Annotated in this window: 12 protein-coding genes and 1 tRNA gene; 11 read left to right on the forward strand and 2 right to left on the reverse strand. The window is 68.6% G+C overall.

The genetic code is table 11. From position 1 onward, the window contains the following. Positions 1-215 precede the first annotated feature (215 nt). The 3 genes from DPA01S_RS11445 (at position 216) to DPA01S_RS11455 (ending at position 2,369) form a co-directional block, all read left to right on the forward strand. Positions 216-953 carry a DsbA family protein gene (locus DPA01S_RS11445; RefSeq protein ID WP_082767804.1) on the forward strand — a complete coding sequence of 246 codons (738 nt, stop codon included), beginning with the start codon at positions 216-218 and terminating at the stop codon, positions 951-953. Positions 954-1,106: 153 nt separating this feature from the next. Then, positions 1,107-1,179 (forward strand) — tRNA-Ala (locus tag DPA01S_RS11450). A 95-nt stretch (positions 1,180-1,274) separates the two neighbouring features. After that, positions 1,275-2,369, forward strand: coding sequence for a serine hydrolase domain-containing protein (locus DPA01S_RS11455; RefSeq protein WP_061229603.1), 1,095 nt, complete (start codon positions 1,275-1,277; stop codon positions 2,367-2,369). Positions 2,370-2,391: 22 nt separating this feature from the next. On the opposite strand, the gene nadE is transcribed toward DPA01S_RS11455, so the two are convergent. Then, positions 2,392-3,258, reverse strand: coding sequence for an NAD(+) synthase (nadE, locus tag DPA01S_RS11460; protein WP_061229604.1), 867 nt, complete (start codon positions 3,256-3,258; stop codon positions 2,392-2,394). 213 nt (positions 3,259-3,471) lie between these two features. Between nadE and ykgO the strand changes: the two genes are divergently transcribed. From ykgO to nrdF, 5 genes are all read left to right on the forward strand, one after another. Continuing rightward, positions 3,472-3,594, forward strand: coding sequence for a type B 50S ribosomal protein L36 (ykgO, locus tag DPA01S_RS11465; RefSeq protein WP_007626209.1), 123 nt, complete (start codon positions 3,472-3,474; stop codon positions 3,592-3,594). A gap of 715 nt (positions 3,595-4,309) precedes the next feature. Further along, positions 4,310-4,540, forward strand: coding sequence for a glutaredoxin-like protein NrdH (nrdH, locus tag DPA01S_RS11470; RefSeq protein WP_007627786.1), 231 nt, complete (start codon positions 4,310-4,312; stop codon positions 4,538-4,540). A 50-nt stretch (positions 4,541-4,590) separates the two neighbouring features. Then, entirely contained in the window at positions 4,591-5,037 is a 447-nt protein-coding gene (gene nrdI / locus DPA01S_RS11475; protein WP_007627785.1) for a class Ib ribonucleoside-diphosphate reductase assembly flavoprotein NrdI, read from the forward strand. Between the two features lie 68 nt (positions 5,038-5,105). Further along, positions 5,106-7,187, forward strand: a complete 2,082-nt coding sequence (gene nrdE / locus DPA01S_RS11480; protein ID WP_061229619.1) for a class 1b ribonucleoside-diphosphate reductase subunit alpha — start codon at positions 5,106-5,108, stop codon at positions 7,185-7,187. A gap of 55 nt (positions 7,188-7,242) precedes the next feature. Next, complete coding sequence (gene nrdF, locus DPA01S_RS11485) at positions 7,243-8,259, forward strand: class 1b ribonucleoside-diphosphate reductase subunit beta (RefSeq protein ID WP_007627783.1); 1,017 nt, start codon at positions 7,243-7,245, stop codon at positions 8,257-8,259. Positions 8,260-8,358: 99 nt separating this feature from the next. Here the strand turns inward: nrdF and DPA01S_RS11490 are convergent, their stop codons facing one another. Further along, on the reverse strand, positions 8,359-9,495 hold the full coding sequence (locus tag DPA01S_RS11490) for an ABC transporter substrate-binding protein (protein WP_232303112.1): 1,137 nt from the start codon (positions 9,493-9,495) through the stop codon (positions 8,359-8,361). Between the two features lie 264 nt (positions 9,496-9,759). Between DPA01S_RS11490 and ctaD the strand changes: the two genes are divergently transcribed. The 3 genes from ctaD (at position 9,760) to DPA01S_RS11505 (ending at position 13,633) form a co-directional block, all read left to right on the forward strand. Further along, the gene (gene ctaD / locus DPA01S_RS11495; RefSeq protein ID WP_061916368.1) at positions 9,760-11,520 is read left to right on the forward strand and encodes an aa3-type cytochrome oxidase subunit I; all 1,761 of its coding nucleotides are present in this window, start codon (positions 9,760-9,762) and stop codon (positions 11,518-11,520) included. Between the two features lie 137 nt (positions 11,521-11,657). Next, complete coding sequence (gene serB, locus DPA01S_RS11500) at positions 11,658-12,887, forward strand: phosphoserine phosphatase SerB (RefSeq protein ID WP_174705782.1); 1,230 nt, start codon at positions 11,658-11,660, stop codon at positions 12,885-12,887. Positions 12,888-12,991: 104 nt separating this feature from the next. Next, positions 12,992-13,633, forward strand: coding sequence for an aminoacyl-tRNA hydrolase (locus tag DPA01S_RS11505; protein ID WP_232303113.1), 642 nt, complete (start codon positions 12,992-12,994; stop codon positions 13,631-13,633). Positions 13,634-13,694: the final 61 nt, after the last annotated feature.

Below are 13,694 nucleotides of genomic sequence, written 5' to 3' on the forward strand. Positions count from 1 at the left end.
TGTGGTTGACCGCGCGGCCGCCCCGCGACCATGTCGAATACGTGTTCTATTCTACGTCCACGTGTTCGACACCACAAGAGCTTCGTCTGTATCGCTGACGGTGCCGGCGCACGTGCACCCAGGGGGTCGGTGACCAAGGCTTCGGTACCCTCTCCCTAGTGCCGGTCACCCGGAAGGGGTCGACGGTCTCCCAGTAGAGAAAGGCCCGCGGACACGTGAACGCCAAGCCCAACAAGAGCACCAAAGTGCTGCAGACCAAGTCCAACAACGGGATGATCATCACCGTCGTCGCGCTCATCGCGGTCGCGGTGGTAGTCCTCGGTGGAGTGGTCTGGATGGCCCAGAGGGGCGGCGAGGCCAACCCCATCACGTTCGGTGAGACCGCCGACGAGCAGATCGAAATCACGGACACCGGCGTGGTGATCGTGGGCCAGCAGGACGCCCCGACCATCCAGGTCTGGGAGGACTACATGTGCCCCGCCTGCGGCTCTTTCGAGGCGCAGTACGGCGAGTCCATCTCCGAGGCCGTCGAGGCCGGGGATCTGCGGGTCGAGTTCCACACCCTCAACTTCCTCAACGGCCAGTCGGGGTCGGGCGAGTACTCCACGCGCGCCCTGGCGGCCGTCCAGTGCGTCGCGGCGAAGGACTCCCTGCCCGTGTTCTTCGACGTCAAGAACGCCTTCTTCGCCCAGCAGCCCACCGAGGGTGGCGGCGACCTCTCGGCGCAGGAACTCGCCGGGATCGCCGAGGAGGCCGGTGCGAACCCGGACACGGTCGAGTGCATCGGCAACGTGGAGACCAACGGCGGCATGGACAAGGCCTCCGACAGTGCGGACAACGCCCAGCAGACCATCCGGGAGATCACCGATCGCGTGTCGACCCCGACCGTCGCGTTCGAAGGTGAGGTCGTGGACCTCGCGAACGCCGCCTGGCTGCAGGAGATCGTCGCCTGATCCTCTGCGGTCCCGCGGGCCACGCGCCCACCGTTTTCGTGCCCCGGCCTCGCCTTTTCCGGTGGGGCCGGGGCCGATTTGGAAGGCCGGACCGTGGTGGTGTAACTTAAGTCGGGCCGGTCACCGAGAGGGGAACGGCAGAGAAATGGATACGGGGCTATGGCGCAGCTGGTAGCGCACCACACTGGCAGTGTGGGGGTCAGGGGTTCGAGTCCCCTTAGCTCCACCGAGGACGAGATCCCGGGAGGTCGGAGACGATCGCCCGGGATCTCGTCATTTCGCCGTCTTCCGCGGCGGTGCGCGCGGACGTAGGGTCGGTACATGGCGGAGCCGCGGGAGATCACCGCCGTGCTCGACGAGCTCGTCGACGCCGGCCGGCTGATCGGGTACGTCTGCGGCGTCCGGCAGGACGGACGCTCTCGGCTCGCCGCGGGCGGTACGCGGTCCATGGGCGGGCCCGCGATGCCCGAGGATGCGGTGTTCCCGCTGTCCTCCAACACCAAACCGATCGCGGGCCTCCTCGCGATGCGGCTCGTGGAGCGTGGCGTTATCGCCCTCGACGATCCGGTGGACGCGCAGCTGCCCGAGCTCGCGGGGCCGCGGGTGCTGGCCGAACCCGACGGGCTGCTGGACCGGACGGTGCCGGCTGACAGACCTGTCACGGTCCGGGACCTGCTCACGATGACCGCCGGCGTCGGGTGGCCGGTACGCAACCCCGACCTGGGCGAGGCCATGGCCGCCCGAGGGGTCGCGCCCGGCCCGTACGCACCGGCCGTCCCGCCGGGGGAGTACCTGCGCAGGCTCGCCGAGCTCCCGTTCGCCGGACAGCCGGGCGGCGGGTGGTGGTACCACACGTGCAGTGACATCCTCGGAGTCCTTCTCGCCCGCGCCACAGGCGCGTCGGTGGGGGAGTTGGTCGCCGAACACGTCACCGGGCCCCTCGGTCTGGCCGACACCGGGTTCACGGCCGATGCGGACCGCCTGGTCGTCACGTACGGACTCGGGCCCGACGGTCGGGTGGCGCCGGTGGACACCGCGGCCAGGTTCACGGGCCGACCGGTGTTCGACTCGCTCGCCTGCGGTCTCGCCGGGACGGTGCGCGACTATCTCGCGGTCCTGGACGTGCTCGTCGACGGCGGCCCGCTCCTCGACGCGGAGAGCGTGCGGCTGATGACCTCCGACCACCTCACCGAGCACCAGCGGGCATCCGCCGAGGGGTTCCTGGAGCCCGGGTGCGGTTACGGGTTCCAGGTCGAGGTCCGCCCCGACGGGACGGCGGGCTGGGCCGGGGGACTGGGCACGATCGGCTACGTCGACCGCCGCGCCGGCCGGTCCGCGGCGGTGTTCACCTCGCAGGCCTTCGACGTGCCCGGTACGGCGGAGGCGCTGGAGACGGTGTGGTCGCTGTTGGGGTGAGCGATCAGCGGCACCGCGCCGGTCAGTGCCACCACGTGTCGAGCGGCGTGGCGGGGACGGTGCGCTTGTGCCGCGAGGCGAGGAACAGGGACTCGATGCGGGCGGCGGCGTCGGCCGGGACCCCCTCGCGCCCCTCGAGGTAGTCGTCGATCTGCGCGTAGGTGACGCCGAGCGCGTCCTCGTCGGGCAGACCGGGCCTGTCGTCCTCCAGGTCGGCGGTGGGCACCTTGCGCCAGGTGGACTCGGGCGCGCCGAGGTGGCGCAGGAGCGCGGCGCCCTGGCGCTTGGTGAGACCGGTCAGGGGGGTCAGGTCGACGCCGCCGTCGCCGTACTTGGTGAAGAAGCCGGTCACCGCCTCGGCGGCGTGATCGGTGCCGACGACGAGGTGGTTCACCTGCCCGGCCACGGCGTACTGGGCGATCATCCGCTCACGCGCCTTGACGTTGCCGCGGACGAAGTCCCGGAGCGGACCCGCCTGGTCGGGGAGTGCCGCCAGGGCCGTGGATGCGGCCTCGGCGGCGGCGTCGGACGCTGCACGGACATCCACCGTCAGGGACGCGTCCGGGCGGATGAACTCCAGGGCTATCTGCGCGTCGGCCTCGTCGGCCTGTACGCCGTACGGAAGGCGCATCGCGATGAACCGGGCCTGTTCCATCCCCTCCTCGCGGAGGCGTTCGGCCGCGAGCTGACACAGTCGCCCCGCGAGCGTCGAGTCCTGACCGCCGCTGATGCCCAGGACGAAGCCGGAGGCGGGTGTGGAGCGCAGGTAGTCGACGAGGAAGGCGACCCGCGTCTCGACCTCCTCGGCGGGGTCGATGTCGGGCCGCACGCCGAGTTCGGCGATGATGGAGGCGCGCAGCGCACTGGAGTCGGGTGGCGTCTGGTTCATGCGGTCAGCTTAGGAACCGCGTGTGACGTCCACGTGACATCAGTGCGCGGTCCGTGGTGCGGTCCCTCGCCGGTTGGAGTTCTTGCCGGGTGGTCCGTTACGATGGACCAGTTGTGTGTCGTACATCCGACCCCGTGGTCGGACGTGTCGCACAGTGATTCCCAGTCGTGTCGGCGGCCATCGCGGCCGCCCCGAGAGCCTAAGGAGCGCCACATGAAGGTCCGCAAGTCCCTTCGGTCGCTGAAGAACAAGCCGGGCGCCCAGGTTGTCCGTCGTCGCGGCAAGACCTACGTGATCAACAAGAAGGATCCCCGGTTCAAGGCCCGCCAGGGCTGAGTCGACCGCGTGAGTACTCACGCACCCCCGAGGGCCCGCCTCCGGTTCGCCGGAGGCGGGCCCTCGTCGTCGTTCCCGTCTCGTCCGCAGCGGTGACCCGCCGCCCGGCGACTAGGCGGGGGTCCGGCGTCGCGCCGCCGCCCGCCGCCGCCGTCGGCAGCGCCCACCAGCGGTGTCCTACGGCTTCCCAGGGTGGCCTCAGAGGGCGCCCGACCCTGCGCCCGCGACGTCCCGACGCTCCGATCGGCGGGGGTGACGGCGAGGGTGCGGAATCGAGCGGAATGGTGGGCAACCTGTGGAAGGGATGGGGACAACCGGGGGCGCGTTGTGAGGGCTCTGGGGGCGCGTTGTGGGTTGCCGAAACCGTGTTCCGGAACGCGCTCCGGGATGCCACGATGGGGTGGTGCACCCGCCGCTGAGGGCCCCGGTGCCCCCGGTTCCACGCTGAGCAGGGGCATCCCACAAGGCGGGATCACGACCTGGGAATTCCAGGGATGTAAGACCAAAATGTTGTGGTCAGTTGACCTTCTCGCCACTAGGGGTAGTGTTGGGAGGTGTTGAAGCACCGATGAATGCCATCCATGCGATTCGGCGCACGACCACCGACAGACACGCGGCCGACCCTTCGTCCGGGCCGAAACCCCGGACGAGACGGCCATCACCAGAAGAGCCCCTCGCGCCGTCCGGCGCCGTGCCGAAAGAGGTCCAGACACACATGGTCACCGTCTACACCAAGCCCGCGTGCGTCCAGTGCAACGCCACCTACAAGGCGCTCGACAAGCAGGGCATCGAGTACCAGGTCGTCGACATCTCGGTGGACGACGAGGCCCGCGAGTACGTGATGGCCCTCGGGCACCTCCAGGCGCCCGTCGTGGTGGCCGGTTCCGACCACTGGTCCGGCTTCCGCCCGGACCGCATCAAGGCCCTCGCCTCCGTGGCGGCCTGACGGCCCGAGGACACCAGCACCTTTCGAGTTCCTGTGACAAGGGGGCGTCGATGGCGGCTCCGCTGCCGGCCGATCAGCCGGTGAGGATCGTCTACTTCTCCAACATCTCGGAGTACACCAAGCGGTTCGTCGACAAGCTCGGTCTCCCGGCGGTGCGGATACCCGTGCGGAAGACCGAGCCCATGCCGGTCGTGTCGGACCCATATGTTCTGATCGTCCCGACCTACGGGGGAAGCCTCGAGATCACGGGTAAGAGCGGGGCCGCGGTCCCGCGGCAGGTGGTCGCGTTCCTCAACAACGCGCACAACAGAAGTCTGTGCCGGGGAGTCATCGCCGGCGGCAACACCAACTTCGGAGCGGACTTCGGTCGCTCCGGCGACGTGATCGCCAAGAAGCTGGGGGTCCCGTACCTCTACCGCTTCGAGTTGATGGGCACACACGAGGACGTCATCCGCGTCCGAGAGGGATTGGAAGAGTTTTGGCAGCACCAACCGTGAACCCTGAGAGCACCACCGCGGGAGAGGCGGGGGAGGGCCAGCGTCTGGACTACCACGCGCTCAACGCCATGCTCAACCTCTACGACGCGGACGGGAACATCCAGTTCGACAAGGACCGTCAGGCGGCGCGGGAGTACTTCCTCCAGCACGTCAACCAGAACACGGTCTTCTTCCACAACCTCGACGAGAAGCTCGACTACCTCGTCGAGAAGGACTACTACGAGCGCGAGGTCCTGGACCAGTACACGCGCAACTTCGTGCGCGAGCTGTTCGACCACGCCTACGCCAAGAAGTTCCGCTTCCCGACCTTCCTGGGCGCGTTCAAGTACTACACGTCGTACACGCTCAAGACCTTCGACGGGAAGCGCTACCTCGAGCGCTACGAGGACCGCGTCTGCATGGTGGCGCTCACCCTCGCCGCCGGCGACGAGACCCTCGCCCGGCAGCTGGTCGACGAGATCATCGACGGCCGCTTCCAGCCGGCCACCCCGACGTTCCTCAACTCGGGCAAGAAGCAGCGCGGCGAGCCCGTGTCCTGCTTCCTCCTGCGCATCGAGGACAACATGGAGTCCATCGGCCGCAGCATCAACTCCGCCCTGCAGCTGTCCAAGCGCGGCGGTGGCGTGGCGCTCCTGCTGTCCAACCTGCGTGAGCACGGCGCCCCGATCAAGCACATCGAGAACCAGTCCTCGGGCGTCATCCCCGTGATGAAGCTGCTGGAGGACTCCTTCTCCTACGCCAACCAGCTCGGCGCGCGCCAGGGCGCGGGTGCGGTCTACCTGCACGCGCACCACCCGGACATCTACAAGTTCCTCGACACCAAGCGGGAGAACGCGGACGAGAAGATCCGCATCAAGACCCTCTCGCTGGGCGTCGTCATCCCGGACATCACGTTCGAGCTCGCCAAGCGCAACGACGACATGTACCTGTTCTCGCCGTACGACGTCGAGCGGATCTACGGCAAGCCCTTCGCGGACGTCGACATCTCGGCGAACTACCACGAGATGGTCGAGGACAGCCGGATCAAGAAGACCAAGATCAACGCCCGGCACTTCTTCCAGACCGTCGCCGAGCTGCAGTTCGAGTCCGGCTACCCGTACATCATGTACGAGGACACCGTGAACCGGGCCAACCCGATCGCCGGCAAGATCACGCACTCCAACCTGTGCTCGGAGATCCTCCAGGTCTCCACCGCGTCGGAGTTCAACGAGGACCTCACCTACTCGCACGTGGGTAAGGACATCTCCTGCAACCTCGGCTCGCTCAACATCGCCAAGGCCATGGACTCGCCCGACTTCGGCCGGACCATCGAGACCGCCATCCGTGGCCTGACCGCGGTGTCCGACCAGACGCACATCAACTCGGTGCCGTCCATCGAGCGCGGCAACTCCGAGTCGCACGCGATCGGCCTGGGGCAGATGAACCTGCACGGCTACCTCGCGCGCGAGCGGATCCACTACGGATCCGAGGAGGGCATCGACTTCACGAACATCTACTTCTACACCGTGCTCTACCACGCCCTCAGGTCCTCCAACCTGATCGCGCGTGAGCGTGGAACCTGGTTCGCCGGTTTCCCGGAGTCCGAGTACGCCTCCGGCGAGTTCTTCGACAAGTACACCGACCAGACGTGGGAGCCGGCCACCGACCGAGTGCGTCAGCTCTTCGCCGAGGCCGAGGTCGCCATCCCCACCCAGGAGGACTGGCGCGCGCTCAAGGCGGACGTGCAGAAGTACGGCATCTACAACCAGAACCTGCAGGCCGTCCCGCCCACCGGGTCGATCAGCTACATCAATAACTCCACGTCGTCGATCCACCCCGTGGCCTCGAAGATCGAGATCCGCAAGGAGGGCAAGATCGGGCGCGTCTACTACCCGGCGCCCTACCTGACCAACGACAACCTGGACTACTACCAGGACGCGTACGAGATCGGCTACGAGAAGATCATCGACACCTACGCGGCGGCCACCCAGCACGTCGATCAGGGGTTGTCGCTGACGCTGTTCTTCAAGGACACCGCCACCACCCGCGAGGTCAACCGCGCGCAGATCTACGCGTGGCGCAAGGGCATCAAGACCCTGTACTACATCCGTGTCCGTCAGCTCGCGCTCGAGGGCACCGAGGTCGAGGGCTGCGTCTCGTGCATGCTCTGACCCTCCGGGCCCGGTCCCGCGCCACAATCCACACCTGCTTTCAGGAGGAGAACCGATGACCGCCGAGCTGCACGCTCCGGGTTCGCACAGCCCCGCCGCCGGCATCCAGCCGAAGCTCGTCGACCGCGTGTCGGCGATCAACTGGAACCGTGTCCCCGACGAGGTCGACGACCAGGTGTGGGGCCGGCTCACCACGAACTTCTGGCTTCCGGAGAAGGTGCCGGTCTCCAACGACATCCCGTCATGGCAGACCCTGACCGAGTACGAGCAGACGATGACCGCCCGCGTCTTCACGGGACTCACGCTGCTGGACACGATCCAGGGGACCGTCGGCGCGGTGAGCATGATCCCAGACGCCTCGACCCCGCACGAGGAGGCGGTGCTCACCAACATCGCGTTCATGGAGTCCGTGCACGCGAAGAGCTACTCGACGATCTTCTCCACCCTGTGCTCGACCCCGCAGATCGACGAGGCGTTCCGCTGGGCGGAGGAGAACCCCTACCTCCAGCGCAAGGCGAAGATCATCCTCGGCTACTACGCCGGTGACAACCCGCTCAAGCGCAAGATCGCCTCGGTGATGCTCGAGTCGTTCATGTTCTACTCGGGCTTCTACCTGCCCATGCGGTGGTCCTCGCGCGCCAAGCTCACCAACACCGCCGACGTCATCCGGCTCATCATCCGGGACGAGGCCGTGCACGGCTACTACATCGGGTACAAGTACCAGCGCGGTCTCGAGCACGTCACCCAGGCGGAGCGGGACGAACTCAAGGACTACACGTTCGAGTTGCTCTTCGAGCTGTACGACAACGAGGCCGACTACACCGAGGACCTCTACGACCCGGTGGGCTGGACCGAGGACGTCAAGAAGTTCCTGCGCTACAACGCCAACAAGGCGCTGATGAACATGGGCTACGAGGGGATGTTCCCCAAGGACGAGACCGACGTCGACCCGGCCATCCTGTCCGCGCTGAGCCCCAACGCCGACGAGAACCACGACTTCTTCTCCGGCTCCGGCAGCTCCTACGTCATGGGCAAGGCCGAGGCCACCGAGGACGAGGACTGGGACTTCTGACCCAGCCGCCCGAGAACGCCGTGGGGCCCCTGCGACCGATAGCGGTCGCAGGGGCTTCGTCGTTGTTCCGGTGCTAGCCGTCGGGGGCGGTGTCCGCGACTAGCCGTCGGGGGCGATCCCGTTGATCGACCCCCGGATGTCCTCCAGCACCGCACGGGCCGCGACCGGACCGGCGCCCTCCCACACGGCCCGGTCCACCACGAACACCCGGTTGGCGCCCACCGCGTCCAACTCCGTCCACCGATCCGAGGCGAAGACCTCCCGCGCCGCCTCCTCGGAATCGGGGCGACCGCCCACCACGGCGAAGATGACGTCTCCGTCGAGTTCGTCACCGAGCGGGGGCGACTCGGGCAGCGGCGGCACCCGCTCGCCGTCGCGGGTGCGCTGCGCGGGCGGACGCCCGGCGCCCACCGCCTCCAACATGAGCGAGCCGAGCGTGTCGGCGTCCTGCACCCGCGCCCCGGCACCCGAGCCGTCGGCGACCGAGACCAGGGACACCCAGGAGTCCGACGGCGTGGTCGCCCCGGCCGTGAATCGCGCCCGGTCGATGACGTCCAGTAACAGGTCGCCGCCCGCCCGCGGTCGGCCGTAGGCGTCGGCGACGGACTCGGTCGCTTCGGCCCACTCGAGGACGTCTGCGGAGTAGACGACGGTCGGCGCCACGTCGGCGAGCGCGTCGACGACCGCGGGATCGAGATCCTGTGACCCGGCCAGCACGATGAGGTCGGGCGTGAGGCCGCGCGCGGCGTCGGCGACCGCGCCGGCGTCCGCGCCTCCGCCGAGGTCGATGGTCGGGAGAGCCACGAGGGGAGCGGGTAGGTAGACGTCGGCGTCGCGGGGCAGCCCGGAGGTGCCGACGACGAGGTCCTGCAGTCCCAGAGCGCAGGCGGTGTCGACCGCACCCACCCCGAGGGCGAGGATGCGCTCGGGCGACCGCGGCACCGACACGCTGTCCGGGCCCGGCCCGGTGGTGTCGACCCTGCGGGTGCCCGCGCCGGGGAACTCCGTGGGCACCGGTGCGGGCGCGCACGACTCCTCGGGCTCGGCGGAGCGCTGCAGCTCCTCACCGGCCATCCGCGACGGGGTCGTCGTCACGGGGTGCTCGACCATGTCGACGGGGGAGGGGCCGCACGCCGCGAGGGCGAGACCGGCCGCCAGCGGCGCCGCGGCCCGAACAGCACGCCGCGTATACCCCCGCCCGGAGCGCCGGCGGAGGACGGGAACGGAATCGGTCATGGGACAACAGCCTAGGAGATGGGCCCGACGGGGCCGTTCCCACCGAGGTCGACCCGGGTCCCCGGGGCCGCTCCGCGACCCTGGCCCGCGCGGCGGCCCGCGCCGCGGTTAACGGGGGTGATTACTGGTGACGAGAAGGACGGGGCGGGTGGGCGTCGCTCTCAGCCGAGGGTTAGGATTGCTCTCGCGCACTATTCCTATGCGTTCGACGTGGGGTCGGTGGTTCGACCCGCGACGTCGGGTGAGGCGTTCAGGAGGACCCTTATGACCGCAGTGGCCCCCAAGCCGGTCCACGAACTCGACCACCCACCGGGTGAACCTACCGGCAACTCCCGGCCGGGCTCGTTCGTGTGGAAGATGCTGACGACGACCGATCACAAGATGCTCGGCATCATGTACATCGTCCTCTGCTTCATCTTCTTCTTCATCGGCGGCCTCATGGCCCTGCTCATCCGGGCGGAGCTCTTCTTCCCGGGCATGCAGTTCCTGTCGAACGAGCAGTTCAACCAGCTGTTCACCATGCACGGCACGGTGATGCTCCTGCTCTACGGCACCCCGATCGTCGTCGGGTTCGCGAACTACATCATGCCGCTGCAGATCGGCGCCCCGGACGTGGCGTTCCCGCGTCTCAACGCGCTCGGCTTCTGGCTGTTCGCCGCCGGCGGCACGATCATGCTGTCGGGCTTCCTGACCCCCGGTGGTGCGGCGTCGTTCGGCTGGACGATGTACATGCCGCTCGCGGACAAGATCCACTCGCCCAACGTCGGCGCCGATCTGTGGATCCTGGGCGTGGGCATCGGCGGTATCGGCACCATCCTCGGTGCCGTCAACTTCGTCACCACGATCATCTGTCTCCGTGCCCCGGGCATGACGATGTTCCGTATGCCGATCTTCACGTGGAACGTCCTCGTGGCGTCCGTGCTGATCCTGCTCATCTTCCCGCTGCTCACCGCCGCCGCCCTGGGCGTCTTCTACGACCGCACCTTCGGTGGGCGGATCTACGATCCGGCCAACGGCGGGGCGATCCTGTGGCAGCACCTGTTCTGGTTCTTCGGTCACCCCGAGGTGTACGTCCTCGCGCTGCCGTTCTTCGGCATCGTCTCCGAGGTCTTCCCGGTGTTCTCCCGTAAGCCGCTGTTCGGCTACGCCGGACTGGTCTTCGCGACCCTGGCCATCGCCGCGCTGTCGATGGCGGTGTGGGCACACCACATGTACGTCACCGGCGCCGTCCTGCTGCCGTTCTTCTCCTTCATGACGTTCCTCATCGCCGTCCCGACCGGCGTGAAGTTCTTCAACTGGATCGGCACCATGTGGCGGGGCAAGATCACCTTCGAGACCCCGATGATGTTCGCCCTCGGCTTCATCATCACCTTCCTCTTCGGTGGTCTGACCGGTGTCATGATGGCCGCGGCTCCGATCGACTTCCACATCTCGGACACCTACTTCATCGTCGCCCACTTCCACTACACGCTGTTCGGCACGATCGTGTTCGCCACGTTCGCCGGTGTGTACTTCTGGTTCCCCAAGATGACGGGCCGGATGTACGACGAGACGCTGGGCAAGTGGCACTTCTGGCTGATCTTCATCGGCTTCCACACCACGTTCCTGGTTCAGCACTGGCTGGGCAACCAGGGCATGCCGCGCCGCTACGCCGACTATCTGGACACGGACAACTTCACCGTCCTCAACCAGATCTCCACGGTCGGTTCGTTCATCCTCGGCATCGCGATGCTGCCGTTCATCTGGAACATCATCAAGAGCTGGCGCTACGGCGAGATCGTCACTGTCGACGATCCGTGGGGTGCGGGTAACTCCCTGGAGTGGGCCACCTCTTGCCCGCCGCCGCGCCACAACTTCGTGACGCTGCCCCGCATCCGCTCCGAGCGCCCCGCGTTCGAGCTGCACTACCCGCACATGAGTGAGCGCATGCGCGCCGAGGCCCACGTGGGCGGCCGGAAGAAGTCCCAGGACCCGGACGCCGTCAAGGACGTGGCCCAGCGCGGGACCTCTCCGCAGAAGGGTTGACCACCCGCCCGTACTCACCCACGGGCACAGGTCCCGGGAACCCCGTCGGCTGGCTCGTCCACCGGCGGGGTTCCCGTCTGTCGGCCCACCGCACCACCCAGCAGCCGCCCACCACGATTCACTCGTCAGGAGCACACGTGAGCACCTCCGGCACCCCGGCCCTCCTCACCGTCACAGGGCCCGACCGGCCCGGAGTCACCGCGCGGGTCATGTCCGTCCTCGCCGCGCACGACGCCGACCTCGTCGATGTCGAACAGGTCGTCGTCAACGGGCATCTGTCCCTGGGGCTGATGGTCCGGGTCGACCGTGACGCCGACGTCGTCGCGGTCGTCCGCGAGCTCACCGAGCAGGTCCACGACCTCGGGATGAACCTCGAGGTGCAGTTCGACGACATAGCGCCCGCGGCCCCGCCGTCGACCCACGCGGTGGTGATCCTGGGGAGCCCGGTCACCGCGTCGGCGTTCTCCGCGGTCTCCGGCGCGCTGGCCTCGATCGGCGCGAACATCGACATCATCCGCGGCATCGCCGACTACCCCGTCACCGGCATCGAACTCCACGTGTCGACCGCGCGTCGCGACGCGGCCGACGACGCGCGGCTGCGAGAGACGCTCGCCCCCCTCTCCGACGCGCACGGGGTGGACATCTCCGTCGACGGGGCGGGCCTGGGTCGTCGCTCCAAGCGGCTCGTGGTCTTCGACGTCGACTCCACCCTCGTCCAGGGCGAGGTGATCGAGATGCTCGCCGCCCACGCCGGCAAGGAGGAGGAGGTCCGCGCCGTCACCGAACGCGCCATGCGCGGCGAGCTCGACTTCGCCCAGTCACTGCACGAGCGGGTCGCCACTCTGGCCGGGCTCCCGGCCACCGTCCTCGACGAGGTCGCCGCGAGCATCGTCCTCACGCCCGGCGCCCGGACCACGATCCGGACCCTCAAGAGGCTGGGGATCCGCTGCGGCGTGGTCTCCGGCGGCTTCATCCAGGTCATCTCGGGCCTCGTCGAGGAATTGGGTCTGGACTTCGCGAAGGCCAATACGCTCGAGATCGTCGACGGCCACCTCACCGGCCGCGTGATCGGGGAGGTCGTCGACCGCGAGGCGAAGGCGGCGTATCTCCGCTCGTTCGCCGACGAACTCGGCATCACGCTCAGCCAGACCGTCGCAGTCGGGGACGGCGCCAACGACATCGACATGCTGACGACCGCAGGGCTCGGCATCGCGTTCTGCGCAAAGCCCGCTCTTCGCGAGGTCGCGGACGCGTCGCTGTCGAAGCCGTTCCTCGACACGGTGCTGTTCGTCCTCGGGATAACCCGCGACGAGATCGAGGCCGCGGACACTGCGGCCGGGACGTACCGACGCGTTCCGCTCACGTGACCGGCGGGGCGGCGTCCGGCGCGGCGCTCGACTGGTGCCACGAGCGGTTGAGGGCGGGGTCGCGGGGCGCGGAGGACCCCGAGGACCGCTCGACGGTGCGGTCGATGCCCATCGTGCTGCACCTGCCCAAGAACGAACCCCCGGCCCGCACCCCGCTGTTGGAGGCGGTGGCCGGCGCGGTCGCCGCCGTCTGCCTCGACGAGCGCGTGGCTCCGGGCGGGCCGTGGCACGGACCCTACGCCGACTGGCTGGACGCCCGGATGCGCAAGATCGCGCGGCGTGCGCGGGGTGCCCCGTGGCGGGCTGCCCTCGACGTTCCCGGGGTGACCCACGAGGTCGAGGGCTGTGCGGCGCGCGCCTGCGTACCCGGCCCGGTGGACGACGTCGACCCCCGGTTGGCGAAGCTGCAGATCGGCGGAACCGACCTGGCCCGCGACGAGCCGGCTGCGCCGCCCGCGGGCACTCCGGTGGTGTGGATCGACGGGGCACTCGAGATGTCCGTGGGCAAGGCCGCCGCCCAGGTCGGCCACGGCGTCATGCTGCTCATCGCCGAGATGGACAGGGCCCGCCTCGGCCGATGGATCGAGGAGGGCCGCCCGGTGGCTGTGCGGGAAGCCGACCGGTCCCGCTGGCGCGCGTTGTCCGAGGCGGTCGCCGCGGGCACGCCGGGCGTCGCCGCTGTGGTGGACGCCGGCTACACCGAGGTGGCTCCCGGTTCGCTGACGGTGATCGCTGTCGACCGATAACGGTGATGCGCTGGCGGTGACGCGCTGGCGGTGGCGCGCGCGGTGTCCCGGTGGGCGCTCG

Source organism: Dietzia papillomatosis NBRC 105045, from assembly GCF_001570845.1.
GTDB lineage: Bacteria > Actinomycetota > Actinomycetes > Mycobacteriales > Mycobacteriaceae > Dietzia > Dietzia cinnamea.